22 protein-coding genes and 1 riboswitch are annotated in these 26,363 nt (G+C 49.0%); of the genes, 19 read left to right on the forward strand and 3 right to left on the reverse strand.

Annotation, left to right across the window (positions count from 1 at the left end):
* Positions 1-3: 3 nt before the first annotated feature.
* From MKX75_RS01230 to MKX75_RS01250, 5 genes are all read left to right on the forward strand, one after another.
* A complete protein-coding gene (locus tag MKX75_RS01230) occupies positions 4-879 on the forward strand; it encodes a sugar phosphate isomerase/epimerase family protein (protein ID WP_047841499.1) in 876 nt (291 codons plus the stop codon).
* A 12-nt stretch (positions 880-891) separates the two neighbouring features.
* The gene (locus tag MKX75_RS01235; RefSeq protein ID WP_145153429.1) at positions 892-1,764 is read left to right on the forward strand and encodes a sugar phosphate isomerase/epimerase; all 873 of its coding nucleotides are present in this window, start codon (positions 892-894) and stop codon (positions 1,762-1,764) included.
* Positions 1,765-1,952: 188 nt separating this feature from the next.
* Entirely contained in the window at positions 1,953-2,180 is a 228-nt protein-coding gene (locus MKX75_RS01240) for a hypothetical protein (protein ID WP_062837704.1), read from the forward strand.
* 79 nt (positions 2,181-2,259) lie between these two features.
* Positions 2,260-2,820, forward strand: a complete 561-nt coding sequence (locus MKX75_RS01245) for a hypothetical protein (protein ID WP_339168077.1) — start codon at positions 2,260-2,262, stop codon at positions 2,818-2,820.
* 167 nt (positions 2,821-2,987) lie between these two features.
* A complete protein-coding gene (locus MKX75_RS01250) occupies positions 2,988-3,416 on the forward strand; it encodes a VOC family protein (protein ID WP_091038708.1) in 429 nt (142 codons plus the stop codon).
* 118 nt (positions 3,417-3,534) lie between these two features.
* On the opposite strand, the gene MKX75_RS01255 is transcribed toward MKX75_RS01250, so the two are convergent.
* Positions 3,535-4,392, reverse strand: a complete 858-nt coding sequence (locus MKX75_RS01255; RefSeq protein ID WP_339168080.1) for a hypothetical protein — start codon at positions 4,390-4,392, stop codon at positions 3,535-3,537.
* Positions 4,393-4,582: 190 nt separating this feature from the next.
* Between MKX75_RS01255 and ytxJ the strand changes: the two genes are divergently transcribed.
* From ytxJ to MKX75_RS01295, 8 genes are all read left to right on the forward strand, one after another.
* Positions 4,583-5,155 carry a bacillithiol system redox-active protein YtxJ gene (ytxJ, locus tag MKX75_RS01260; RefSeq protein WP_339168082.1) on the forward strand — a complete coding sequence of 191 codons (573 nt, stop codon included), beginning with the start codon at positions 4,583-4,585 and terminating at the stop codon, positions 5,153-5,155.
* A 228-nt stretch (positions 5,156-5,383) separates the two neighbouring features.
* Entirely contained in the window at positions 5,384-5,515 is a 132-nt protein-coding gene (locus MKX75_RS01265; RefSeq protein WP_339168084.1) for a potassium-transporting ATPase subunit F, read from the forward strand.
* A 64-nt stretch (positions 5,516-5,579) separates the two neighbouring features.
* The gene (gene kdpA / locus MKX75_RS01270; protein WP_339170286.1) at positions 5,580-7,253 is read left to right on the forward strand and encodes a potassium-transporting ATPase subunit KdpA; all 1,674 of its coding nucleotides are present in this window, start codon (positions 5,580-5,582) and stop codon (positions 7,251-7,253) included.
* A gap of 208 nt (positions 7,254-7,461) precedes the next feature.
* Positions 7,462-9,462, forward strand: a complete 2,001-nt coding sequence (gene kdpB, locus MKX75_RS01275; protein WP_339170287.1) for a potassium-transporting ATPase subunit KdpB — start codon at positions 7,462-7,464, stop codon at positions 9,460-9,462.
* A 61-nt stretch (positions 9,463-9,523) separates the two neighbouring features.
* Positions 9,524-10,084 carry a potassium-transporting ATPase subunit KdpC gene (gene kdpC / locus MKX75_RS01280; RefSeq protein ID WP_076333511.1) on the forward strand — a complete coding sequence of 187 codons (561 nt, stop codon included), beginning with the start codon at positions 9,524-9,526 and terminating at the stop codon, positions 10,082-10,084.
* An 84-nt stretch (positions 10,085-10,168) separates the two neighbouring features.
* Positions 10,169-12,508, forward strand: coding sequence for a histidine kinase (locus MKX75_RS01285; RefSeq protein WP_339168087.1), 2,340 nt, complete (start codon positions 10,169-10,171; stop codon positions 12,506-12,508).
* A 7-nt stretch (positions 12,509-12,515) separates the two neighbouring features.
* Positions 12,516-14,108 (forward strand): ATP-binding protein, encoded by a 1,593-nt coding sequence (locus MKX75_RS01290; protein ID WP_339168090.1) that lies wholly within the window; start codon positions 12,516-12,518, stop codon positions 14,106-14,108.
* A gap of 1 nt (position 14,109) precedes the next feature.
* Complete coding sequence (locus MKX75_RS01295) at positions 14,110-14,811, forward strand: response regulator (RefSeq protein ID WP_339168091.1); 702 nt, start codon at positions 14,110-14,112, stop codon at positions 14,809-14,811.
* 119 nt (positions 14,812-14,930) lie between these two features.
* Here the strand turns inward: MKX75_RS01295 and MKX75_RS01300 are convergent, their stop codons facing one another.
* Complete coding sequence (locus tag MKX75_RS01300) at positions 14,931-16,232, reverse strand: alpha-glucosidase/alpha-galactosidase (RefSeq protein WP_076333514.1); 1,302 nt, start codon at positions 16,230-16,232, stop codon at positions 14,931-14,933.
* Between the two features lie 205 nt (positions 16,233-16,437).
* On the opposite strand from MKX75_RS01300, the gene MKX75_RS01305 reads away from it, so the two are divergent.
* From MKX75_RS01305 to MKX75_RS01330, 6 genes are all read left to right on the forward strand, one after another.
* On the forward strand, positions 16,438-17,265 hold the full coding sequence (locus tag MKX75_RS01305; protein WP_339168092.1) for an AraC family transcriptional regulator: 828 nt from the start codon (positions 16,438-16,440) through the stop codon (positions 17,263-17,265).
* A gap of 77 nt (positions 17,266-17,342) precedes the next feature.
* Positions 17,343-17,537, forward strand: a riboswitch (cobalamin riboswitch).
* Between the two features lie 165 nt (positions 17,538-17,702).
* Positions 17,703-18,641 (forward strand): nickel ABC transporter permease, encoded by a 939-nt coding sequence (nikB, locus tag MKX75_RS01310; protein WP_062837696.1) that lies wholly within the window; start codon positions 17,703-17,705, stop codon positions 18,639-18,641.
* The gene (gene nikC, locus MKX75_RS01315) at positions 18,642-19,475 is read left to right on the forward strand and encodes a nickel transporter permease (protein WP_062837695.1); all 834 of its coding nucleotides are present in this window, start codon (positions 18,642-18,644) and stop codon (positions 19,473-19,475) included.
* A 14-nt stretch (positions 19,476-19,489) separates the two neighbouring features.
* Positions 19,490-21,082, forward strand: a complete 1,593-nt coding sequence (locus MKX75_RS01320) for an ABC transporter substrate-binding protein (RefSeq protein WP_339168094.1) — start codon at positions 19,490-19,492, stop codon at positions 21,080-21,082.
* Complete coding sequence (locus MKX75_RS01325; protein WP_339168096.1) at positions 21,082-21,879, forward strand: ABC transporter ATP-binding protein; 798 nt, start codon at positions 21,082-21,084, stop codon at positions 21,877-21,879. The genes MKX75_RS01320 and MKX75_RS01325 overlap by 1 nt, the downstream gene beginning before the upstream one ends.
* Complete coding sequence (locus MKX75_RS01330; RefSeq protein ID WP_339168097.1) at positions 21,869-22,750, forward strand: dipeptide/oligopeptide/nickel ABC transporter ATP-binding protein; 882 nt, start codon at positions 21,869-21,871, stop codon at positions 22,748-22,750. The genes MKX75_RS01325 and MKX75_RS01330 overlap by 11 nt, the downstream gene beginning before the upstream one ends.
* A gap of 417 nt (positions 22,751-23,167) precedes the next feature.
* Here the strand turns inward: MKX75_RS01330 and MKX75_RS01335 are convergent, their stop codons facing one another.
* On the reverse strand, positions 23,168-26,182 hold the full coding sequence (locus MKX75_RS01335) for a DUF5704 domain-containing protein (protein ID WP_339168099.1): 3,015 nt from the start codon (positions 26,180-26,182) through the stop codon (positions 23,168-23,170).
* Positions 26,183-26,363 lie beyond the last annotated feature (181 nt).

The raw sequence follows: 26,363 nt of genomic DNA on the forward strand, positions 1-26,363 counted from the left end.
GACATGAAATTAACGAATAAGATTGGTGTCATCGTGGATAGTTTTGGCGTAGGTGTACGGGAAGGGTTGAACAAAGCCAAAGACGTAGGTGCAGAAGGTGTGCAGATCTATGCCGTCAAGGGAGAGATGGACCCTGAAAATTTGTCACCTGCGGCACGCAAAGAGTTAAAGAGTTACATCGATTCTCTGGGTCTTGAAATTTCAGCATTGGTCGGTGACCTGGGCGGACATGGGTTTCAGGTCAAGGAAGATAATCCGTGGAAAGTGGAGAAGTCGAAGCGGATCGTGGATCTGGCCCTCGATCTGGGCACTAACATCGTCACAACACATATCGGCATTGTTCCACATGACCCTTCATCGGAGGTCTATGCTACGCTGCACGCTGCTTGTGAGGAGCTGGGCCAATACGCCAAGAGTGTTGGTGCGTACTTTGCCATTGAGACAGGACCGGAAACGGCTGCTGACTTAAAAGGATTCCTGGATACGCTGTCGACCAACGGAGTATCAGTGAATTTTGACCCGGCGAATATGGTGATGGTGACTGGAGATGATCCGGCGCGGGGCGTTCATCTGCTCAAGGATTACATCGTACATACCCATGTGAAGGATGGTGTGCGGCTGAAGGAAGTTGACCCACGAGACGTATATGGAGCGGTCGGTTATGCCCCTATGGATCACGATAAGATTGCCGAGATGGTCTCTTCCGGAACATTCTTCCGCGAGGTTCCTCTGGGCGAGGGTGGCGTTGATTTTGACGGATACTTTGCAGCGCTTCAGGAGATTGGTTACACCGGTTATCTTACGATTGAACGTGAGGTTGGGCATCAGCCGGAGCAGGACATTCGCAAGGCGGTTCAATTTATCCAACAATATCGATAGGGAGCTGAGCAGATGAAAGTGGGCCTGAGCACGTATAGTTTGTTGAACGATTTGAATTCGGGTGAGATGACTGTGCTGGATGTGATCGACTGGATTGCGGCGAACGGCGGCGAGCATATGGAGATGGTGCCTTACGGTTATACCGTGGAGGATAATCACGATCTGGCGGATGCAATTCGAGAACGGGCAGCGTCTGCGGGTATTGAACTGTCCAATTACTCGATGCCAGCGAATTTCGTGCAGGAGACGGAAGAGGCGTTTGCAGAAGAGATGGCTCGGGTCAAAAGGCATGTGGATGTCGTACACCGGATGGGTGTAAAACATCTGCGTCATGACGTCACTGCGTTTACTCTGCCGAAGGAGAAGATGACCATTGCCTGGTTCGAGCAACATCTGCCTCTGATGGTGAAGGGAAGCCAGATCATTGCGGACTATGCCGCGCAGTTTGGAATCACCACGACCATTGAGAATCACGGCTTCAGTGTGCAGGCGAGTGATCGGGTGCAACGTGTGCTGCATGCTGTAGATCGTCCGAACTTCAAAACAACACTCGATATAGGCAACTTCATGTGCGTGGATGAGAACCCGATCATCGGCGTCATGAAAAATCTGCCGTACGCTTCTCTGGTCCACTTCAAAGACTTCTACTTCCGTCCTTATGATGAGCATCCGGGTGAAGGTGAATGGTTCACCACAGCCTACGGCAACTTCCTGCGTGGTGCCATCGTTGGGCAAGGGGATATTCCAATCCGCAAAATTGTAAAGCTGATCAAAGAGTCCGGCTATGATGGCCACATTACGGTGGAATTCGAAGGCATGGAGGAATGCAAATCCGCATCCAAAATCGCCATGGACAACCTGCGCCGCTTCTGGGAAGAAGCGTGACAAATATCATAGAGAGATCATCAAGTGCCACGTTCAGACGTGGCTCTTTTTCTCATGTTATAGCAACTGAAAAAGCCTATCAGAATATGGTTCTGCGCAAGGATTAAGTTACGAGCATCACAAGTGTGGTATAATGGATATATTCAGCCTGATAATAACTGGCTATGGATAGGAGAGGTCGCTGATCTATGCAGGTATTCGAGGACTGGAATCAGAAAGTAAAGAAGACGTTTAATGCTACGAACCCCGAGGTAGTATTGACGGTATCGGAAGCTGGAAGTTTGCTCGGCTTGACCAAAGACCAGATGAAACTGTACGTGGACAAGAACAAACTAACGAAGGTCCCGATCATGAGAAGTGTTCACCGATACCTCTTATTGAAAAGTGAAATAGATAACATCGTTCAAGCTCGATAACTTCATAGGATTGAACACAACCATTTTACCGACAGGATTCGGGAGAGTGGTCTTTTTTTTATCGGAAAGGGGACAGAACATGCTGAATAAAGTGTCAAATTGGTTCTATCAGCGGGTCAATTGGAAATGGGTTGTAGCTGCAGTTGTTATATTTGCCTGTTTCATTGCATTTATTCTGCCCTGGCAGGCGGCAAAGTCGGAGGAGGCCACAGGTGGCGGGCAGTCCCCGGACTCCTCCTTTTTGTACACGGCGAATGATCTTTATCAGATGGCTGAACAGTATGGTGAAGCAGGGCGGAGCGCCTATATTCAGGCACGATTCACATTTGACCTCATATGGCCCTTGGCCTATCTATTTCTATTAGTTGTTCTGTTATCCGTACTCTATCGCGTGCTTCCGGTAAAGAGTCGCTGGCGCTGGGTGAATCTGGTTCCGGTCTTAGGTTGGGCTATGGATATGCTCGAAAATGTAGGTGCATCCCTGATTATGTATCGCTATCCTGAACGTACGCCTGTGCTTGCTGAACTCACTCCGATATTTACCCTGATGAAATGGTGTCTGATCTATGCCAGTTTTGCAGCACTGGTTCCGGGTGTTCTGATCACGCTTCTCTACTATATGCGTAAGCGCAAGCAGTAGTGGAGAGAGGGATGGATTCAGAATATGTTGGTAACCCTAATTATGTAAAGGTCCGCAGAGATGAGTGCCGAGATATACGCTTGTCAAAGGACTACCTGTTCATATATACTCTTGTCGCAAGTGGCGTGAATCGTATAATTACAAGAGCCCAAGGAGATGAAGAACGCATGTCGATCAGCTTGAATGTGTATCTGGTAACAGACGGTAATGGACGTGAAGCGGTAGAGTTTTATCAAAAGGCATTTGGAGCGGAAGTGCTCGCGCTTCAAACATTTGGCGACGGTCCATCTGACCCGAATCACCCCATTCCGCCCGAAGCGAAAGACCGTATTATGCATGCTTCATTGCAAATTGGCAGCTCGGTATTAATGTTGTCCGACACATTTCCAGGCATGCCGTACACTGTAGGTAATCATGTTACGGTTACGGTAAACACGGATACTGCGGATGAAGCCAAAGCAATTTTCAACCAACTGCAAGACGGCGGCGAAGTGAAAATGCCGATACAAGAGACATTCTGGAGTCCAGCCTACGGCTCGGTTGTCGATAAATTTGGTGTACAGTTTCAGATTAGTGCTACGCCGGGACAAGCTTAAGAGCGTACTTTTCGCTAATATAGCCTTCAAATGGAAAAAACCTCCGCGGTCTGCCTTGAGCAGTTGTGGAGGTTTTTTTGTGCTAATTTTTGCAATGATTCGTGATTATCTCACTTGATTAGCCTTCCTTCTGAATCTTGGAAGGGTTGTTGATTTTATAAGGAACCGGGTTACGTGTCAGCTTCTTCTTAATGATTTTCGCTTCAAACGTGATAACGTCTCCCACTTCGAGTTCCTGTTTCTTAACCGTAGCACTGTGGCTTGACCAGGCTTCTCCAACATCGATGACGTCTGGCTCCGTTATGGTAACTGCTTCGTAGATGATGACTTCATCATCATTGTCAGAGAAGTGATTCGGTACGGTGGTGAATTCTTTGACCACGGCACTCATCTTCACTTTGCCTTCGGGCAGATCAATCTTGACGGTTTTGGCTTTGCTCGCTGTTTTGGCCTTAGGTTTGGCTTCACTCGCTGCTCCGGTTTGAGGTCCAACATACTCTTCTACCAGTCCATCCGGATCACCCTTCAGCCCCGAGGAGAATTCATCTGTGTCCGTGTCGTCCGAATCATCCAGATCCGTAGGGATTTCATCCGGGTTATCCAGTGCATCGGGAGTTGACGTAACATCGGCAGGGGTACCTGGTGCGATGGTATTCGAAGTTGTCGATTCTGTGCTTCGATCTGACCCGGCATTGCTTATGCTTCTGGCGCTGTAACTGGACGCTTGCATTTCCTTCAGATACGAAGGGTGAATACAATGCTTTTGTCCATTATCCAGTTGAATAACGGCTGCCATGTGATCAACATATCCAATGATGGTGCAGGGCATGTTCAATCCGTTTCCTTTATAATAGAACGTTTTGAGTTTGGTCGCTTTACCGGAAAGCAGGCCCCACTCCTGACATTTCTCAATTAGCTCGTCTTCGTTATCCAGCGCAATAAAATCCTGCGGTTCAATCATAAATGCGTATGTCATATGGAATTTCCGCCCTTCCAATCCATTCTTCATGTTCATCGTTTCCAAATTACAACCAGTGTATCACAAATGAGCATTTTGCTTAAATCGAAACGCCGAAATCTGTACTCGGAGATAAAGATTCTCAAAGCCTGCTTACAGAGGGCTATGCTATAATTTGATCAGAATAATAGGGTGAGGAGATATAGCCTTGATATACATATTTCAGGAAGGGAAGATCTATATGGATAAAAAGGTGAATCATCAAGCCGTATGGCTGGCTATAGGTGTTGCTATGGGAGTCAGTATTGGTACGGCTACACAGCAGCTTGGACTCGGGATTGCTTTTGGCTTGGCGCTTGGCATTGTGATCGGTTCGGTAGTTAGCAAACGTGCGGGGGCAGACTCGGAACATATGCTCAGCGAACATGTCCGCGAATTGCACAAACTTGGTGACTGGGAAGACGCGCTTCATCGTTCGCAGGATCATCCGGTGCTCATCCTGAAGCATAGCACGACTTGTCCGACGAGTGCGAGAGCGTACAGAGAGTTTATGGCGTTTGTGGGCACCCATGCATCAGATCCCAAACAACCTATGGATTACCGCATCGTCAAAGTGATTGAAGATCGTTCGTTATCCCGCCACATTGCGGAAGAGACAGAGGTTCGCCATGAGTCACCGCAGGTACTTCTGCTCGATCAGGGAAAAGTCGTGAATCATACCTCCCATGGAAAAATTACGAAAAAGAGATTATTGCAGTGGGCACAGAATCCATTTGGATGAATAATACAATTTCATAGACCCGTTCTTTTCAGCCCCTAGCTGAGGAGAGCGGGTCTTTTTTTACGCTTTTTTTACACCCATAGAAGCATTTCTTTACCCCTTTTTTACAGCGTTTCGTATTACGATTTAACATGCAGCAGGTGCAGAGAACGGTAGAGAGAGGGAGGAAGGGTGCATGGTGAATGATGCCACGATGATTGGATTGGTTGTGCTGTTGTTTGCGGTGTTTTGGGGATTTGTGAAATTCTGCGAGAAGGCTTGAGGCTAGAAAGGGGGAGCCAGATGATCGTCATCGGCATGATTGTACTCGCACTGGTGATTTATCTCGGTTATGTGCTGGTGCAGCCGGAGAAATTCTGATGCTGACGATGTGCGTAATGCGGAACAAGGGAACATCGAATAGGGAGGAAATGCGGATATGGGTATCGGTGTAGTGCAAGTAGCGGTGACGCTACTGATTATTCTGCTGCTGGTTAAACCGGTGGGAAAATATATAGTGAACGTGTTCGATGGACAGCGAACGGGGCTGGATCGGGTTTTTGGCGGACCGGAGCGACTGCTCTATCGAGTGATGGGCGTACGCGAGAATGAGTACATGGGGTGGAAAAAGTACCTCACGGCCGTTCTCCTCTCCAACTTTGTAATGTTGATATTGATGTTTCTGGTGCTGCGACTGCAAAAATATTTACCGCTCAATCCGGATGGGATCGGCAATATGCCAGCGGCGCAGGCATTTAATACGGCCGTATCGTTCATGACCAACACGAACTGGCAGTCGTATACGGGCGAGAATGCTCTGTCGTACCTGTCACAGATGCTGGCAGTGACGTTCCCAATGTTTACGTCGGCAGCGACGGGATTTGCAGTGGCTATTGCATTCATTCGCGGACTGGTAGGCCGCCGGGATGATCTGGGGAACTTTTACGTCGACCTTGTACGGTCGATTACGAGGATTTTTTTGCCGCTGAGCTTCATCGTAGCCTTATTCCTCGTGTTCCAGGGTGTGCCTCAGACACTTGCAGGAGCGGTGAACGCTACCACGTTGGAAGGTGGACAGCAGACAATTACACGTGGACTGGTCGCTTCACTGGAGTCAATCAAACACATTGGTACCAACGGTGGCGGCTGGTTTGGAACCAATGCTGCACATCCATTCGAGAATCCGACAGCCCTGAGCAATCTGGTGCATATCGTCTGTATGATGCTGTTACCGACTTCTCTGGTATACGCATTCGGCTTGATGGTCAATAACCGGAAGCAGGGTTGGGCCTTGTTCGCAGCGATGAGTTTTCTTTTCCTGGTGATGTTGACCACCGTATTTGTCTCCGAATATCGCGGTGTGCCTGCGCTGGATGCAGCGGGTCTTCAGGGCAATATGGAGGGGAAAGAGGTCAGGTTTGGCATACCCGAATCGGCTTTATTCACGGCAGTCACGACAGCGGCTACTACAGGTTCGGTCAACAATATGCACGAGTCACTCACTCCACTTGGAGGCATGGTATCACTGGCTCAGATGATGCTCAATAACGTGTTTGGGGGCAAAGGGGTAGGGCTGATCAACGGACTGTTGTATGTGATTCTGGCTGTGTTTATCTGTGGATTGATGGTGGGACGAACACCTGAGTTCCTGGGCAAAAAAATCGAGGGCAAAGAGGTGAAGCTCGCATCCATCGCCTTGCTCATTCATCCTTTGATTATTCTGGCGCCAACGGCACTCGCGCTTATGCGGCCCGAAGCCATTGCTTCCATCTCAAACGGGGGCATGCATGGCCTGACCGAGGTTCTCTATGCTTTTGCTTCGGGTGCAGCCAATAACGGATCGGCCTTTGCCGGACTGAATGCCAATACAGACTTTTATAATATCGCGATTGGTATCGTTATGCTGCTGGGGAGGTACGTTTCGATGATCGCTATGCTGGCTATTGCGGGTTCACTCACCACCAAACGGGTTGTGCCGGTAACTACAGGTACGCTACGTACACACACACCTCTGTTTGCTGGCATTCTGGTTATGATGATTGTTGTTGTCGGCGCACTCACATTCTTCCCGTCGCTTGCCCTTGGACCGATCGCAGAACACTTGGCAATGATTCAATGAGGGAGATGACAGGGGTACTACAGAGGAAATGGTGTAAGGACGTAACGTATGGAGGTGGCAGTGCACGATGAATGCAGTCGAACGAAAGAAGGAGCAGACGATGCAACACATGGATACAGAAATGTTCAGAAGGAAGGCCAAGGAGCCGGATAACAACCGCGGTAATATTCAACGTGATCCCGGATCGAAACGGTCGTTAAGCAAGGAGATGATACTCCAGGCTTTAGTAGATGCGTTCAAAAAGCTAAATCCGGTGGTCATGATCAAAAATCCGGTTATGTTTATTGTTGAGGTTGGTACATTCATTACGCTCTTACTCTGCATCAATCCAGATCTCTTCATCGCATCCGAGGCTGGGCGCGGGTACAACATTGCTGTATTTTTCATTTTGCTGTTCACCCTGCTGTTCGCTAATTTCGCGGAGGCGCTTGCAGAAGGAAGAGGTAAGGCGCAGGCGGATACGTTACGCAAGACGAAGTCGGACACCATGGCCAATCTGGTGCAGAAGGATGGAACCATCCGGCAAGTGTCTTCGACCCAGTTGAAAAAAGGCGATATGGTCCGTGTGGAAGTCGGTGAACTGATCCCGACGGACGGTGAGATTATGGAAGGCTTGGCCTCCATTGATGAATCGGCCATTACAGGAGAATCCGCCCCGGTCATCAAGGAAGCAGGAGGTGATTTCTCCTCGGTTACCGGAGGTACACGCGTCGTGTCCGATTACATCATCATGCGTGTTCAGACCGATCCGGGTGAGTCATTCCTTGACAGGATGATCTCTCTGGTTGAGGGTGCTCAGCGCCAGAAAACACCCAATGAAATCGCGCTGACCACCCTGCTCGCCGTATTAACCCTGATCTTCTTAATCGTCATTCTGACGATGGTTCCGATGGCAAATTACCTGGGTATTCGACTGGATCTGGCGACATTGATCGCACTGCTCGTCTGCCTGATCCCAACCACAATTGGTGGATTGTTGTCCGCCATTGGTATTGCCGGAATGGATCGGGTTACGCAGTTCAATGTGCTCGCCATGTCGGGTAAAGCGGTGGAAGCGGCCGGGGATATTGATACATTGATTCTGGACAAAACGGGGACGATCACATACGGAAACCGTATGGCATCTGAATTCATTCCGGTTCAGGGCATTACTTCATCAGAGATGACGCGGGCTGCTTTACAGGCTTCTGTGCGAGATGAGACCCCGGAAGGGCGTTCTGTGGTGGAATTGGCAGGCAAACAAGGTCAGAGCTGGTCTGAGACGGAGTATGCGAATGCGGAAAATGTGGAATTCACGGCAGAGACCCGGATGTCCGGTCTCAATCTGATCAGTGGAATGAAGATCCGCAAAGGTGCGGTGGATGCGATCAAAAGATATATTACTTCCGAAGGAGGCCGCATACCGGGTGATCTGGATGAGATTGCAAATCGTATTGCGAAGGCCGGAGGTACACCGCTTGCTGTGGCCATCGATGAGCGAATCTACGGTGTGATCTATCTGAAAGACACTGTGAAGCCAGGGCTAAAAGAGAAGTTCGCTGAGATGCGCGCCATGGGCATCAAGACCATAATGTGTACTGGCGACAATCCGCTGACGGCAGCAACTATAGCGCTGGAAGCGGGCGTGGATGATTTTATTGCGGAAGCGAAGCCCGAGGACAAGATTGCTGCGATCAAAAAAGAGCAGCAGGAGGGCAAACTCGTCGCCATGACAGGCGACGGTACCAACGATGCTCCTGCTTTGGCGCAGGCCGATGTGGGCCTGGCGATGAATTCGGGCACCATGGCGGCCAAAGAAGCGGCCAACATGATTGACTTGGATTCAGACCCGACCAAGTTATTGTCGGTGGTCTCCATTGGCAAGCAGCTGCTGATTACACGCGGCGCACTCACAACCTTTTCGATATCCAATGATATCGCGAAATATTTTGCCATCATTCCAGCGATGTTCATTCTCGCCATGCCGCAGCTTCAGGCGCTGAATATTATGAATCTGGCTTCACCACAGTCTGCGATCCTATCGGCACTCATCTTCAACGCCATTATCATTCCGCTGCTTATTCCCATTGCGATGAAAGGGGTTAAGTATCGGGCGATGTCAGCCGAAAGGCTGCTTGGTCGCAATGTGTTCATCTATGGCGTAGGTGGTGTGATTGTACCTTTTATCGGCATTAAGCTGATTGACATGGTTCTGTCGGGGATTCTTTAACGAGATAACAACGCTTATCAAAATTGTTCTTTTATCCTAATGAATTCAGGAAGTGATCTGTATGAACATGTTCTTACCCGCCATAAGGCTATCTGTTGTGCTTATGCTGATATGCGGCTTAATCTACCCGCTTGTAACAACTGGTGCAGCCCAACTTCTCTTTCCTGCGCAAGCGAATGGCAGTCTGATTACGCAAGATGAGAAAATCATCGGATCGTCCCTGCTGGCGCAGGATTTCCAATCGCCGGGGCTGTTCCAGCCCCGGGCTTCAAATGCCGGTTATGACCCAACGGCTTCAGCCGGTTCGAATCGCGCGGTAGCTTCGGAGGAATATATCGGCGAGATGAAGGAAAAGATGGCTCAGCTCCAGCAGGAAAATCCGGGATTGAAGCAGATCCCTGCTGATCTCGTGACGGGTTCAGGCTCGGGGCTTGACCCGGACCTCTCTCCCGAAGCCGCTGAGGCACAGATTCCACGCATTAGCGAAGCAACAGGGCTTAGTGAACAGCAGCTTGTACAACTTGTAAATGAGCATACGGAAGGTCGTCAGATGGGTATATTCGGGGAACCGCGTGTGAATGTAACGGCTCTGAATCTGGCGCTGACAGCAGAAATGAACTAATGAACATATTAGCCTGCTCACGATATATCGGGAGGGGCTTTCTCCATTTTTATCTTCACATTAACAAGAAAGGGGGGAGGACGGATGGAAGACAGCTTCAAGCGCAAGTCACCGGAAGAGATGCTGAAGATGATTACGAAGCTGCAGCAGGGTACGCTCAAAATCTACATCGGCCCAGTCAGCGGATCAGGCAAAACGTATCACATGTTACGAGAAGGGAACACGTTGCGCGAGCAGGGCATTGATGTGGTCATCTGTGCCGTGTCCACGATGCGCAGACCGGAAACGGTAGAGCAGCTTGGCGCACTTGAACGGATACCAAGCATTCACTGGTTGCGCCAGAGTGATGATGTAGAGATGAAGGATCTGAACCTGGATGCACTATTGGTGCGTAATCCGGAGGTTGTGCTGGTGGATGGTTTGGCTCATCGCAACAGAGAAGGCGCTCGGTATGCTACCCGGCTGGAGGACATTCAGTTCTTGCTCCGAAACAACATCAGTGTCATGACGACGGTGAATGTGTATGAACTGGAAGGGTATACCGAGCTGGCACGACAACTTACGGGTATCGCAGCAGAACATACGGTACCTGCGGATACACTGGAACTTGCGGATGAAGTCAAGCTGATTGACGTCACACCAGAAACCATACTGAGCCGTCTGGCAGAAGGTCATCTAAAGGGGCATGAGGGGGAAGCTGTATTTCGTCAAGGTAATCTGGGTATTTTGCGCGAACTGGCCCTGAGATTGGTTGCAGAAGGGGTGAATGAATCCCTGCGTGAGCATCGGGAGGAGATGGGAATTACCGTTACAACAGGCATCATGGAACGGATTCTGGTGTCCACGCAATATCATTGGAACGGCTCGATCTATATTAGGCGTGGACAACAGATTGCCAAACGGCTGAATGGTGATTTGTGCGCCGTGGTTTTTCGGAATATGAAGCAGCCATTAACCAAGGAGGCAACCGTATTTCGGCGCAATATGATCAAGTTGGTAGAGAAGTTTGGCGGCCATATGGAAGAGTTGTCTATATTGCACCGTCGCAACATCCCGTCTACGCTGGCGCGTTACGCCATGGAGCACCAGATTACCCGGATTGTGATGGGACACTCCCGGCGTACGCGCTGGCAGGAATTGTGGCAGGGGTCCGTTGTTAACTCGCTGCTACGCAGATTACGTGGTGTCGACCTGTTTCTGGTTGCTGATCGAGCAGCTCGGGAGGGTGAACGTGTGGTTCCAGCTAAGGTTAACGATGTGGAGTCGCTGACATACCGCAGACTAAGCGAGCAGGAAATGAAGGAACAGATAGGTCAGATTCAGCGCGGCACATTCAAAATATATATCGGAGCCGCACCAGGTGTAGGCAAAACCTACATGATGCTGCGGGAAGGCAATGATTTGCTCCGTAAGGGCATCGATGTACAGATCGGCTTGTTGGAGACCCATGGGCGGGCGGAAACCGTGGAGCAGATGGGTCACCTATCTGTGATCCCTCGCGCACAGCGAGTGTATCAGGAGGCTCGTCTGGAAGAGATGGACGCGGAGGCTATTCTGTGTCTTTGTCCGGAAGTGGTGCTTGTGGATGAACTGGCGCATACGAATGTACCTGGAAGTGTCCGGCAAAAGCGTTATGAAGATGTCCTGCTCCTGCTGAATGCCGGCATCTCGGTGATTACCACAATAAATGTGCAGCATCTCGAAAGTCTGAATGATGCCGTTGAAAATATTACCGGTGTTCGTGTCCGCGAGACCGTACCCGATCGGATCATTCAGATGGCGGATGAGGTGCAGCTGATTGATGTGGCACCCCAGGCCTTGCGGCAGCGCATGAGGGAGGGTAAAATCTATGCAACTACCAAGGTCGAGCAAGCCCTTGCGAATTTCTTCAAAATCGGCAATCTGATTGCCTTGCGTGAACTTGCCCTGCGTGAACTGGCGGACGATGTGGATGAAAGGCTTGAAGCACAGCAGGCCAAAATTGCACTTCGAGGACCTTGGCGCAGACAGGAAGCCGTCTTCGTATGTGTAAGCAGTGACCATCATGCCGAGCGGCTGATCCGGCGCGGATTCCGCATGGCTTATCGTCTCAAAGCCATCTGGCATGTACACCATATCCACATCGGTGAGTCCATGAGTGACGAAGTGAAGTGCCATCTGGAAGCCTTGGAACAGCTGACGATTCGGCTTGGCGGTCAATTTCACATCCACCACAGTCCAAAGCTGCGGGATGTACCTGGGATATTGGCAAGAAAAGCATCGGAGGCGCGAGCAACCCAGCTGGTGGTGGGGCAGGCAAGACGGGTGTGGTGGCTGAATGGTTACCGCGGCTCAGGCTCGGTGGTCAACCGACTTGTACGCTTGTCGCGGCATCTGGATGTATTGATCGTTGCAGATTACGATTATGAATTGAGCGGGATGTGAATGGATATTGTCTGAACGAATAAAAAAAGAAACACTGCCATCCCATGGGAAACGGGTTCCGGCATATGTATGGGTGACCCTTGGGGTGACGCTGTTAACCTTGCTGCTTCATGCCATCGGCATGAGTGGTGATCTGGTTAATGTAGCGCTTATATATCTGTTTCCCGTACTGGTGAGTGCCGTGTATTGGGGAATGGGGCCAGCTGTATATGCCGCGAGTTTTAGCGTCATTATGTTTGACTTCTTTTTTGTACCGCCATATTTGAGCTTTACGGTTGAGGACTTGAGATATCTCATCTCCTTTGTCGTGTATCTTGCGGTGGCCATCTTGACAGCGAGTCTTGCAGGTCGGTTGCGACAACAACTGGAGATGGTTAAAGCACGCGAGGCCACGACGAACTCCCTGTACGCATTGAGTCGTCAGATGACAGCCATTACAGATCTGAATACCTTACTGGTTAACATTGCAACCCAGGTTTCGCTCACCTTGGGCAAACCAGCAGCTGTGTATCTTCCGGATGGGCAGGTGGATCTGCTGGTTACAAGCTCCCCTGCATCCACATCAGAAGGGGAAAAGGATGGCTGGGGAGATGGGGAGTCGGAGATTGCCATTGCCAAATGGGTGTATCACCACGGACAGATCGCTGGTAAGGGATCATCGACTTTACGGGAATCTCCCGGACTTTACGTGCCGTTACGCACAGAGGAGCAGATTCATGGCGTGCTCGCCGTGAGCATGGACGCTGGCGAAGTTCATGAGCAGCAAGAACAGCTTCGTCTACTGGAAGCATGCGGAGGTCTCGCCGCAGGTGCCATTGCCCGAGTGAAGCTGGCGGAAGAGGCCCGTTTGGCGCAGATCACTGCTGAATCGGAGCGCATACGTACAGCGCTGCTGGACTCTGTCTCTCATGAGTTGCGTACGCCCCTAACCGCGATTATCGGCTCGGCTACGGGATTGTTGGAGAACGATGCGCTTTTTACACCCGAGGATCGGAGAGAATTAACGGGCAACATTCGGGATGGAGCCTTGCGTATGAATCGTCTCGTCACGAATCTGCTGGGTATGGTTCGGCTGGAGAGCGGCATGCTGCAACTGAACCGGAAATGGTGTGACGTGGGAGACATCATTAGCGTTGTACTGACACAAGTTCGGGGATTCAGTCCGCATCGCAACATTCAAGTTGAACTGCCTGATGACCCTGCCTTCATTTACGGAGATGAAGTATTGCTGGAGCAGGTGCTGGTCAATATCATCAGCAACGCCATCAAATATTCGCCTGATGAGAGCCGAATTGTCATCACGGTGACGAGTGATAAGAGCCTAAGTCAATTGATGATCTGGGTAGCTGATCAAGGCATTGGTATACCGGAAGCGGAAAGAACACGTATATTCGATAAGTTCTATCGCTCGGAGTCCACTCAGCATGTTACAGGAACGGGGCTTGGTCTGGCGATCTGCAAAGGTATTGTGGAGGTCCACGGAGGTACCATTGTGGCAGAGCCGAATCCGGGCGGGGGAACGAGAATGCGCATAAATATCCCCATGGAGGCTCACGGATTGCGGTTTCCCTATTCAGAACAAGGAGAGGTTGAAGAATAACATGAACGGACCACTAGGGGCTCGCATATTGGTGATCGATGATGAGCCGCAAATTCGCAAATTGCTCAAGGTCACCCTACAGGCGCACCAATTCGAACTCCACGAGTGTGGGGATGGCGAAGAGGGCGTCATTCAGGCCAGTATTGTACATCCGGATCTGATCATCCTTGATCTTGGTTTGCCGGGCATGTCTGGCATGGAAGTACTTCGCCGGATTCGCGAATGGTCACAAGTGCCGATAATCGTGCTGACAGCGAAGGATCAGGAGGGAGACAAAATTGCCGCGCTGGATGGTGGTGCAGATGATTATGTGACCAAACCATTCGGAATGGGTGAATTGGTTGCACGTATTCGGGTGGCGCTGCGTCATGTAGCCAAAACGACGGATGAGCCGATACTGCGCTTCGGATCACTTACGGTTGATCTGGCCCAAAGGCAAGTTGAACTGGAGGGTACTTTGGTCAAATTAACCCCAACCGAATATGAGATGCTGAAGGTGCTCGCCTCGAATGCGGGGAAGATCATCACCCAGCGTCAGCTTTTGCAGCAAGTATGGGGAGGGCATCATCATGAGTCTGACAGTCACTATCTGCGGGTATATGTGGGCCATCTGCGTAAAAAATTAAATGAAGATCCGACAAATCCCCGATATATTCAGACGGAGCCTGGTATTGGTTATCGCTTCTTGCTTTCTGCCGAATAAGGTTCAAGGGAGCGGGGCGTTTCTTATCAAATGAATGCGATGCACGCTTTAGTGGGTGAGCGCTACGGAACGAACAAAACACCGTCCCCTTTAGCAGTAAAGGAAACGGTGCTTTTTTATTATGACGTGTATTTTGGCAACCAGTCGCCGTGAGCTTCAATCAACTCATCACACATCGCTACGATGTCATCGATAGACAGTTCGGCAGCCGTGTGTGGATCAAGCATGGCGGCGTGATAGATATGTTCTTTTTTGCCGGTAATTGCCGCTTCAATCGTCAGGAGTTGAGTGTTGATGTTGGTCCGGTTCAATGCCGCGAGTTGTGGAGGCAGGTCACCAATGTACGTAGGGCTGATCCCTGATCCATCCACCAGACAAGGTACCTCGACACATGCCTCGCGCGGCAGATTCGTAATCAATCCGTTGTTCATGACGTTACCGCCAATTTTGTAAGGTTGGTTCGTCTCCATAGCCTCCATAATATGCGACGCGTATTCCCGGCTACGGGTATGTTCAATATTTTCGCTGGCAAACAGCTTGGTACGCATCTCTTTCCAGCCTTCAATCTGGTTCACACACCGGCGTGGATACTCATCCAGTGGAATGTTGAAGCGTTCGATTAGCTCCGGGTAATTCCGTTTGATGAAATAAGGGTGGTACTCGGCATTGTGCTCGGAGGATTCCGTTACATAATAGCCAAAACGCTGCATCAGCTCAAAACGAACCATGTCGTCATGCTGTTCCTTCTGTTTTTCTTTCGCCAAACGTTTAATCTCGGGGTACAGATCCTGCCCGTCTTTTGTAACTTCGAGCAGCCACGCCATGTGGTTGATGCCTGCAATTTTGGCTACGACGCCTGTCTGATCGATCCCCAGTGCATCGAACATATGCGGCACACATACCTGTACACTATGACACAATCCTACGGTTTTGATCCCACCATGCACGTTCATGACGTTGGTAAGCACAGCCATCGGGTTGGTATAGTTCAGGAACCAGGCATCCGGACATACTTCTTGCATATCCCGGGCAAAATCCAGCATGACCGGAATCGTACGCAGATTACGGAAAATTCCACCGATGCCGAGTGTATCTGCAATCGTTTGACGTAGTCCGTATTTTTTCGGAATCTCGAAGTCCGTAATGGTACATGGATCATATCCACCGACCTGAATGGCGTTGATGACATATTTGGCTCCACGCAGCGCTTCTTTGCGATCATGATATACGTTAATGACACAACGACTTCCAATCGAACGGGCCAGACTGGTCAGCAATCGCTCTGAGTCGCTCAAACGTTCAGCATCGATATCAAACAATGCCAGCTCAAAATCCTGCAGTGCTTCAGTCATCATGACATCACCCAATACATTTTTAACAAAGACGGTGCTTCCTGCACCGAGAAACGTAATTTTGTTCATCTTAAGTTCAGCCTCCCTGAAAAATGTTGTACCCCAACTATAGGCCGATTCGGCACATATAACTATGGCTCAACCCCTTTCAAACATGGCATAATCCCATTTTTGTTTCCGTTTTCAACTAATATTTATTGACTTTAGCTGTTATAATTTAATTAGGTATATAAATGTTGATCTGCAAAAGGAAATAAGGAGGGAGGGCGAAAAAGTGAGTCGCATTGAGATGAATGTGGTTCCCGCCGGCTGGACACAGATGGAATTGATTTTGTTGTTTTTCGGGTGGGAGGCATGTGATCCTGCGCATTATTGGGGACCGGGTGTACGTGATTCTTACATTGTGCACTACATCCATGAAGGACGGGGCACCGTGTACATGGGGGATCGGGAGTACAAGCTGAATCGGGGACAGGGCTTTGTGATTCTTCCAGATACACTTATTCATTATGAGGCAGATCCGCAGGAGCCCTGGACGTATTCGTGGTTTGGATTCAAGGGCGTACAAGCCAAAGCATTCATGCAACGTGCCCAGTTAAGTCCAGAGCGACCAGTGTATGATGCCCATGATACGAATACGATGGAACACTTGTATACGGAAATGGTTCAGGCTTCTACACGTCCGGGAGGTGATGTGATGAACCAGAGTCTCTTGTACCGCTTGATGGCAGAATTAATCTCCTCTTCTCCTGTGGAGGAGGAAATAGGACAGCTCCTTTCGAGCAAAGAGACGTACATCCGACAGGCAGTTCAGTTTATGGAGAACAGGTACAGCCAGCGAACCTCCATTCTGGATATTGCACAAGCTGTGGGGCTGGATCGCACGTATCTATCGGGGTTGTTTAAGGAGCGCTATGGCATGTCGCTACAGTCCTTTTTCCTGGAGTACCGCATGAATCGAGCTGCTGAACTTCTACAAAATCCAGGGCTGTCGGTCAGTGAAGTGGCACATTCAGTTGGCTATACGGACCCATTATTGTTTTCGAAGATGTTTAAGCGAGTGACCGGTGTATCTCCAAAGGGTTCGAGAAATCGAGATTAGCCGCATCTAGTGTTTCAAATTTAAAAGAAAAGTTTTGATCATTAATCGTTGTCCCGCTATACTGATACAGAAGTGTAATTGAATATGTGGAACTTGGTGCTTTGCCCGTCAGGGTGGAAGCTTAATAGGGAAGTCCGGTGTGATACCGGCGCGGTCCCGCCACTGTAACAGAGGAGTCAGGTAGCGATAAATCCACTGGTTTAAGCCGGGAAGGAGCTGCAAGTGACGATGATTCTGGAGCCAGGAGACCTGCCAGGTTTAACAAACACAGTAGTACCCTACGGGAGATAGGAAGGTGTTTAGAGAGCATGATTTTTTCTGAAAATCTGTTTATTTAAGGCGTCCTCATCCAGTAACACGGAGAGGGACGCTTTTTTTGATATGTAGGAGAACATCATGGCACATACATAAAGTTTTGGGGAAGGGCGTTTGAGCACTTGAGCAGATATATCGTTAAACGATTAGTACAACTGGTAGCCGTATTGTTCGGCATCACGTTCCTGACATTCCTGCTAACCTACCTGTCTCCTGGAGATCCAGCCAGACTTATGCTCATGTCTACAGGTGTAACGCCATCGGATGAGCTGGTCAGGCAGGTGAGGTCAGAGCTTGGATTGGACCAACCCTTTCTCTATCGATATGGGACATGGCTGGGACAGGTGGTGACCGGAGACTTCGGTACGTCATATAAATACAATCGTCCAGTACTGGATGTGCTCATGGCACGGCTCCCGGCAACGCTTTGGCTGACAGGAAGCGCCATGCTTCTGGTTATTCTGGTCTCCTTTCCACTGGGAATGCTGTCGGCTGTCTATCGCAACAAATGGCTTGATTATGTCATTCGTTTGTTCTCCTTTGCCGGATTATCGATGCCCAGCTTCTGGTTGGGTATGTTGCTCATGTTGGTCTTCGGTGTACAGCTAAAGCTGCTGCCAGTGATGGGCAATGCCGGCTGGAACAGTCTGATTCTGCCCGCATGTACACTTGCGATTCCACTTGTTGCCCAGTACAGCAGACAGATTCGTACGGTCCTGCTTGAGGAGACAAGCCAGAACTATGTGATCGGAGCAAGATCCAGAGGTGTGAAGGAGTCGATCATTATTTTACGTCATATTCTCCCTAATGCTCTGCTGCCGATCGTTACCCTTATGGGCATGACGACAGGTGCCTTGTTAGGTGGTGCAGCCATTGTGGAAAGTTTATTTGTGTGGCCGGGTGTTGGCCAGATGGCGGTGGATGCCATTTTTACAAGGGATTATCCTCTGATTCAGGGGTATGTCATCTGGATGGCGATCATATATGTCACGCTGAATCTGCTGGTTGACGTATGGACACATCTTCGTGATCCTCGAATCCGACTGGATGTGGATGTATAGATGAGAGCCTTCAGACTTGTATTACTGCAAAATCGTTGGTTCACATTCCTGCTGTCTCTAACCGTCTTCTGGATAATTCTCGCCATGGTTGCACCGCTACTTGCACCACACGATCCACTAGCAACGAACTTTGCCAAAGTGTTGCAGCCATCCGACGCCGAATATCCCCTTGGAACCGATCAGCTTGGCCGCTGTGTATTGTCACGTCTTCTGTACGGGGCACGAACCTCGTTGCTGCTAACCTTTATGATGATTGGTATTGTGTTCGTACTAGGTGTAGCAATTGGGGTCATCGCCGGATTTGCGCGGGGTCTGACGGATACGGTGCTTATGCGGCTGTCTGATACATTAATGGCGTTTCCCGGCCTTATTTTTGCGATCGCTGTGGTAGGCATGCTTGGACCGGGATTGTTCAATACGGTGCTGGCACTGTCGGTTGTCTGGTGGGCGAAATATGCACGGATGGCCAGAAGCCTGGTGATTTCCCTTCAGCAAAAGGAATATGTCGCTGCCGCTGCTTTCAGCGGAGCACGTAAGATCCAGATCATCGGCAGGACGATCCTGCCTAATATGATGTCTCCACTCATCGTCATGGCGATGATGGATGTGGGGGGGATGATGCTGTCCATCTCGGGGTTGTCGTTTCTCGGGCTTGGCGCGCAGCCACCGAACCCCGAGTGGGGGGCCATGTTAAATGAAGGCAGAAGATATTTGCAGACTGCGCCGTGGTTGTTGATTTATCCGGGCCTGGCGATATTTAGCACTGTCATTATTTTTAATTTACTGGGAGACAGCCTGCGAGATGTACTTGATCCCAAGAAAAATACAGCTTAACTGGAGGAACCAGAATGAAGAGGAATTTACAAAAATCAATCCTGCTCACCATCGTATCCATGTTCGTTGTGTTCTTGCTTGCAGCTTGTGGTACTACCAATAATCCATCGACCTCGTCGGATGCAACGGAGAAGTCGGCGGCTACGGACAATGGTACGACAAGTGCACCAACGCATCTGAATGTGGCCCTGTTCTGGCTTGGCAGCAACCTGGACCCGGCAGAAGAATGGAACGGCTGGACACTTACGCGTGCAGCGATTGGTGAGACACTGATTCAGTTTGAAGAGAATATGAAGCTGGTTCCTAAAATTGCAGATACCTGGGAACGTGTGGATGATACGACATGGCATTTTCATATTCGAGAGGGTGTAACTTTCCATAACGGAAACAAAGTAACCGCCGACGCGGTGAAAAAATCGATCGAACGCTCCATTGAGTTAAATGAAAGAGGTAAAGCAACTGTGCCAGTTGCGTCGATGACTGCTGAAGGACAAGATCTGACGATCAAGACGACAGAGCCTTACGCATCCTTGCTTGGCAATATTGCCGAGCCGCTGTTTATCATCGTGGATACTAGCGCAGATACATTCAAATTCAAGAGCGAGCCGATTGCTACTGGACCATTTATGGTGACAGGATATACGCCGGATCAGGAGATCCAGGTGAAAAAGTATGACGGGTATTGGGGCGGTGCGGCAGATGTCGACACATTGACGTTGAAATACATCAAGGATGACAGCACACGTGCTCTTGCTCTGCAATCTGGTGAGATTGATGTAGCAAGTAACGTGGGACGCAGCAGTCTGGCATTATTCCAGGACAAGAGTCAATATACCATTGATGAAATTCCAAGCCTGCGCACCCAGTTCGTATGGTTCAACACGACCAATCCACTGCTGAGTGACCCGGAGGTTCGCAGGGCGATCTCTTATGGTATTGATCGGGAGATGTACGCAAATACGCTGGTGGGCGGTCAGGCAGCCAAAGGACCATTCACCTCAGCTCTGCCTTTTGGCTATGACAAGATCAAAGGATATGATTACGAACCCGAGAAAGCTAAACAGCTGCTGGATGGGGCTGGATTCAAGGATGCAGATGGCGATGGCATTCGTGAAAAAGATGCCAAGAAGCTGACGCTACAACTGATTCTCAACTCCGCTTACGAGTCCGATTCAATTGTGGCTGCTGCGATGCAGTCCCAGCTTAAGGAGATCGGTGTTCAATTGGAGATGACCTCTTATGAGGATCTAACCGATCATCAGAAGAGCGGAAATTACGATCTTGCTTTAACAAGTATCAATACAGGCATCACGGGTGACCCGCAATATATTTTGGATTTCTACTTTATGACGGGTGCGGAATGGAATGTGGGCGGATATAGCAATCCGAAGCTCGATGAAGTCATTACTCGTCTTCACTCCGAGTTTGATGTGGAGAAAAGGTATGCTCTCGCAGCAGAGGCTCAGCAGATGATTCTGGATGATGCAGCCTATATGTTTTTGACCTATACCCCGATTAATATTGTGAGTAAAAGTACCGTGCAAGGTGCGACGATGTATCCCATCGACTTTTATCTGTTGGATCGTAATATTAAGGTTGGGCAGTAATGAAGCCGCTGCTTAGTGTCAATAACCTTTCCGTAACCTACAAGGGTGATTCTCTGGCTCTACAGGAATTGTCCTTCTCCATGAATAAGGGGGAGATTATCGGAATTGTAGGTGAAAGTGGGAGTGGAAAGTCGACCCTGATTCGGGCCTTGCTTGGCCTGTTACCAGAAGGTGGTCGGTACACCGGAGGAGAGATCTCATTTCAGGAAAAAATGCTTCTACGTGACTCGCGATTGGATTGGGCTGGAGTGCGCGGGAAGCGGATCGCCATGGTGTTTCAGGACAGTGGTTCGTACCTTAATCCGATTCGCAGCATCGGCAGTCAGTATATCGAAGCAATTCGTACTCATTTCACCTTGTCCAGAAAAGCTGCTCGAATCATGGCCGTAAATATGCTCTCGGACATGGGATTGCATGATCCGGAACGAATTATGTGTGCATATCCCTCGCAGCTTAGTGGGGGCATGAAACAACGCACGGCAATTGCTATGGCGGTTACGATGGAACCTGAACTCTTACTTGCAGATGAGCCGACAAGTGCATTGGATGTGACGACACAAAATGAAGTAATGAATCGATTGAGCGAGCTTCGCTCCCGTCAAGGGACAGGCATGATCATCGTCACGCATAACATTGCCGTTGCAGCTCATATGGCTGACCGAATTGGTGTCATGTGGGGTGGTACATTGGTTGAAATGGAAGATACTTTCCGCGTCATATCCGATCCTCGGCATGAGTATACTCGCAAGCTACTTAGTGCTGTACCTGAATTGGAGGGAAATGTTCATGGCTCATGAGGAGTTACCGATTCTGGAACTGAGAAACCTGTGCAAAACCTACGAGTTAAAGGGGCACAGGACAGTTGATGCACTGAAAGCTGTTCATTTGGAGCTGTATCCGGGAGAATGTCTGGGGATTGTCGGGGAGAGTGGGAGCGGGAAGAGCACACTGGCTAGATGTGTAACCCATTTGGAGCGATTAACTTCAGGACAGATTCGATATCGTCAGCAGGATATTACCCGATTGAACGGAAAGGCGCTACGGCAGCAACGAAAACAGATCCAGATGGTATTCCAGGAGCCTTCGGCTATCTTTAATCCGCGAATGAAGATTGGAGCTTTTATCCGGGAGCCACTCATTAATTATAAAATAATGAAAGGCCAGCAAGCGGAGCAGGAAGTGCTCAGGCTGTTGGGAAGGGTAGGATTGTCTGCCGCTACGGCGGATAAATATCCGCATGAACTGAGCGGGGGAGAGCAGCAGAGAGCAGTTATTGCTCGTGCGATTGGAGTAGAGCCAGACATCATCCTGTTCGATGAAGCCACCTCCGCACTGGATGTTTCCATTCAGCAGCAGATCCTGGATCTGTTGGTGGAGTTGAGAAAGGATACAGGTATCTCATCTATTTTCATATCGCATGATCTGGCGGTGGTCCAGCAGGTTAGTGATCGAATTGCCGTGATGTACCAAGGCGAAGTCGTTGAGGTTGTGGAGAGTTCACAGCTAACCAGCTCAGCGAATCATCCCTACACCCGTAGCCTAATGGCCTCGGTGTTGTCCGTGAGGGAAATGAAGCATAAGGTGCAGGCGCAGAAGCAGGAAGCGGAACAAGAACAGGAACAGGAACAAGAGAAGGTGGAGGTTCTTCAGGAAAGTCTTTCGGGATAACTCGATGTGCGGTTCGGTAGAAGTTTAAGTCAGGTTATAAAAAGAGAATTACAAAAAAAATGGGTTCCCCGGAAGTCTATAGATGACTTTCAGGGGAACCTTTTTGTTGTATAACAGGCATGTTTTGTATAGTTGGGACGTGATATAGAAATACAGCAATAGCTTGTGAATGCTTCATCGTATGTCGTTTAATACACCTATGTCATTCAGTACACCATAGTTTTGCGTAGAATGTATAGTACTTATGCTGGCACTTCATAGTTATTTCATCATACAATTATTGATTGCTTTATTGGGTTATTATCGCTATAAATACAGTCAGTCTTATTTTGGAGAGGTACACCGCACAAGACTCTTCTGTCCACATGTAGTTGTCTACATCTGCCTAGTCAGTTGTATTGACTTGGGTGATTCAAGCTAGTGTGGTACTTGGGATTGGAAATCGTTCCGACTGGACAGATCAGCATGGTAAAAGACAATATCGCCATCCTTCAGCGGCCAGGTTCTACCTTGGCTGTCAGTTGGTGTGTTGTTGAAACCTTCCATCTGCCATTGATTCATCAATGGTGCATGAATATATTGCAGATGGGGTGCCTCTGTATTTCCATTCCGCAGGCTCTCCATGTTGAAGTTGACCACAATATAGCCATTTTTCAGAAAAATATTCGATTTCTCATCTAGTTGATTTTGTCGGGCAAGGGGTTCGAGATCCGTACCTTTTGGTACGGCATATACATCGGCTGGTAAGCTGTACTCCCCGTACCAGCGTTGGATTGCTGCATTGGCCCGGTCCACGTTGACCCCGGAAGGAATGTCCGTTTTGGGCCCAATAAGCGTCCTAATCGGAGCGGACAGGATCATCCAGTCATAGCGACCTACCCACGTTTTTTGATGAGAAGTCTGATCGACCAAGCGGACCATATGTTCTGCCAGCGTACGTTGGTTACGTTCTTCCGCTGACAGTTCATAAGTATACTGATAACGCGCTGTATCGCCTAACTCTGTGCCGGGTACATTTCGAAGCCTTGAGTTCAGGACAACAAAGCGTTTCTCCAGATCCTGTGCCGATCCGATACGGATTAGGCGTTCCTGACCGCGATGGTAGTACAGATCCACTTCTTGCCGGGAGGCCCCGTCTTTACTCACAAAAGCAAAAGTGGGTGTTATTCTAATCCCATCCTGTTTGCCAAACATATTGCCCTTGGTCTTCAGATCGAACTTGAAATGGTACCCCGTCTTCACAGACGCGTTAGCGAATCCCTGCACCGGATGGCTTCCTGGTCGGATGGGCAATACAAATGGAGCCAGGTTACCTCGTGGATTACCATCAATGCTATTCATCCCAGTCCAGTAGCTATAGCCCGTTGGTTCGGGACTGCCCAATCGCTTGCGAAATACATTTTCCCAGTTGTAATCGGAGATATCAGTGACGTGAAAATCATATAACCTTCCGATGACATCTACGGGTACGGTGTCTGCTGCAACATGATGTGCCAAATGGGTATTGGCATCCTGTTGCTCGGTAAAGTTTGCCGGTGCATTCTCTGCAATGTTGCGGAATACAATGTGATACTTGCCTTCGTCTACCCATACAGGGAGATAGAATGTGGTGTCCAGTTGATTGACCGGAATATCGACCCATGTCTTGGCAGGGATAAACTGACTCCGGTCAGCGTTATAGACATCAAACGGGAATTGTACCTGTTTGATCCGAAAATATTTGGCATAGTCCCGATTTCCATAACCGGGATAACTCGCTGCGTCCAAGTGCTGTCCTGATGTGGGAATTCGCACAATGAACGGACGCTCCAGAATGAGTGCAGCGCTGGTTGGGTCCGGTGCGGTTTTCTGATTATGCGGCTGATCATCCGATACCCAGGCGTAGTTGACGACAGGGGTGTGTACCGTGACGGTATTGATGCCGTTAATCGGCAATACTTTGTTGGCGCCGCCGTTCACGTTACCCGGTAGCAAATCATAATAAATCTCTCCAGAGCTTGTGGTGTCTGCTTTATTCAGCAGAGAATTGCTGATCATATTACCCGGTTTGTACAGTACATCGCGCCCAATTGTTGTTGGATTAGGAATGTTGGATGGTGTTGGGCCATCTTTGGTTGCTTCCACATCATTCATAATGGTTGTGCTGTTGAATTTTACTAGATCATTATTCACTTTACTTTGAGGTGTGTTGGATTCAGCCATGCCTTTTAACCGTGATGTATCATCAGGCACACTGGGAGGTTGATTCAAACCACCTGTTATTTTGGGTGGAGTATATGATATTGAAGTGGTTTGCCCTGGTCGAACATGGCTTTCTACAGATTCATCATTTCTAGACTCCAGTGTTGGTGGTGTGTATCCTGTTGGATTCATCGTAACGCTCTCACCAGGCAAAGCGTAATTATTCATGGTTGCTTTAGCGATCTTGTATACTTCCAGATTGTTAATTTTCCAATAGGAGTAATCTCTTGTGATTTGGAAGATGTATGGCTTGGGTACCGTGTCGTTCGCGGGTATGGGCGGTCCTGGTGTACAACCATCATCATCACATATTTCTGGTCCAGGTACTGTCCATTCTCTGTCGTAAGAGATTGTGATATTGCAGTCGTATGTAACTCTACCGCTCATTTTCGCCCAAGCTTGTTTAAACAGGTAATTGTCAGCTAAGGCATTCGTGTAGAGTGATTCAGAAGTAGGGATTCCTTTTAATACATTGAATGTCTCATTATCTCTGTTATCTGACTTAATAACACCATTGGCATTTGGATCGAGATCATTCATGCTCATGATGGTCCCAGCAGAAGGTGGTCCAATCGTTGGCGTGCAACCTCCACCACCGCCTCCGTTACCGTTCTCACCACCAGGACCCGGATCTTCTTCAACGCCAATGTTTGTTGTGGTAGTTAAGGTGAAATCGTCTTTTTCCCACAATACGGTGATGGTTGTTGTTCCTCTACTGACGGCTTGAACTAATCCGGAATTACTAACGGTAGCGACACCAGGATTGGAAGATTCCCATGTAGTTGTACCACCGCTGCCAGTGTTTACATTGGTCTCCGCTCCAAAGTTTCCATCTCCAGTTTTCGTTTTGACCGTAGCATTCAATTGTTTGGATTGGTTCAAGCTAAGTTGCCCGCCAGCGGTTAGGTTGATCTCTTTGGTTATTTCAACAAGACCTTTCCAGTAAAGATCTGTATTGAAGATGTAATCTGCCGACCATTTAGGTGAGTTATATTCTCTAGCAGCTGTTGCATTGATAACGCCCCCTATTTTCATTGTGAACACTGTTCTTCTACCATTGAAGGAGTCAACAGAAACAAGTTTAGGCATGTTTAAATCCGCATTGTAATATTGGTTGTCGTCCATATAATGAGGCGTTAGAGAGACCTCGGTTAATTCTGATCTTGGATAAGGATCGCTGTTCTTATCCATGTAAACTGCAGGTTTGTAAACTTCTTTATCGAGATCAAGATCAACACAAACTGTCGAAGAAACAGGACGATTCGTTGAAGGGTCGTTAGTTAGCAAAACATGATCATTAGGCCCACTACATCCGCCATCAACACTCCATCTTAAATCGTCAATTTGATAAATATAAATACCGAGATTGGTC

Origin of the sequence: Paenibacillus sp. FSL R5-0341 (assembly GCF_037975235.1) — a bacterium.
Classification (GTDB): domain Bacteria; phylum Bacillota; class Bacilli; order Paenibacillales; family Paenibacillaceae; genus Paenibacillus; species Paenibacillus amylolyticus_A.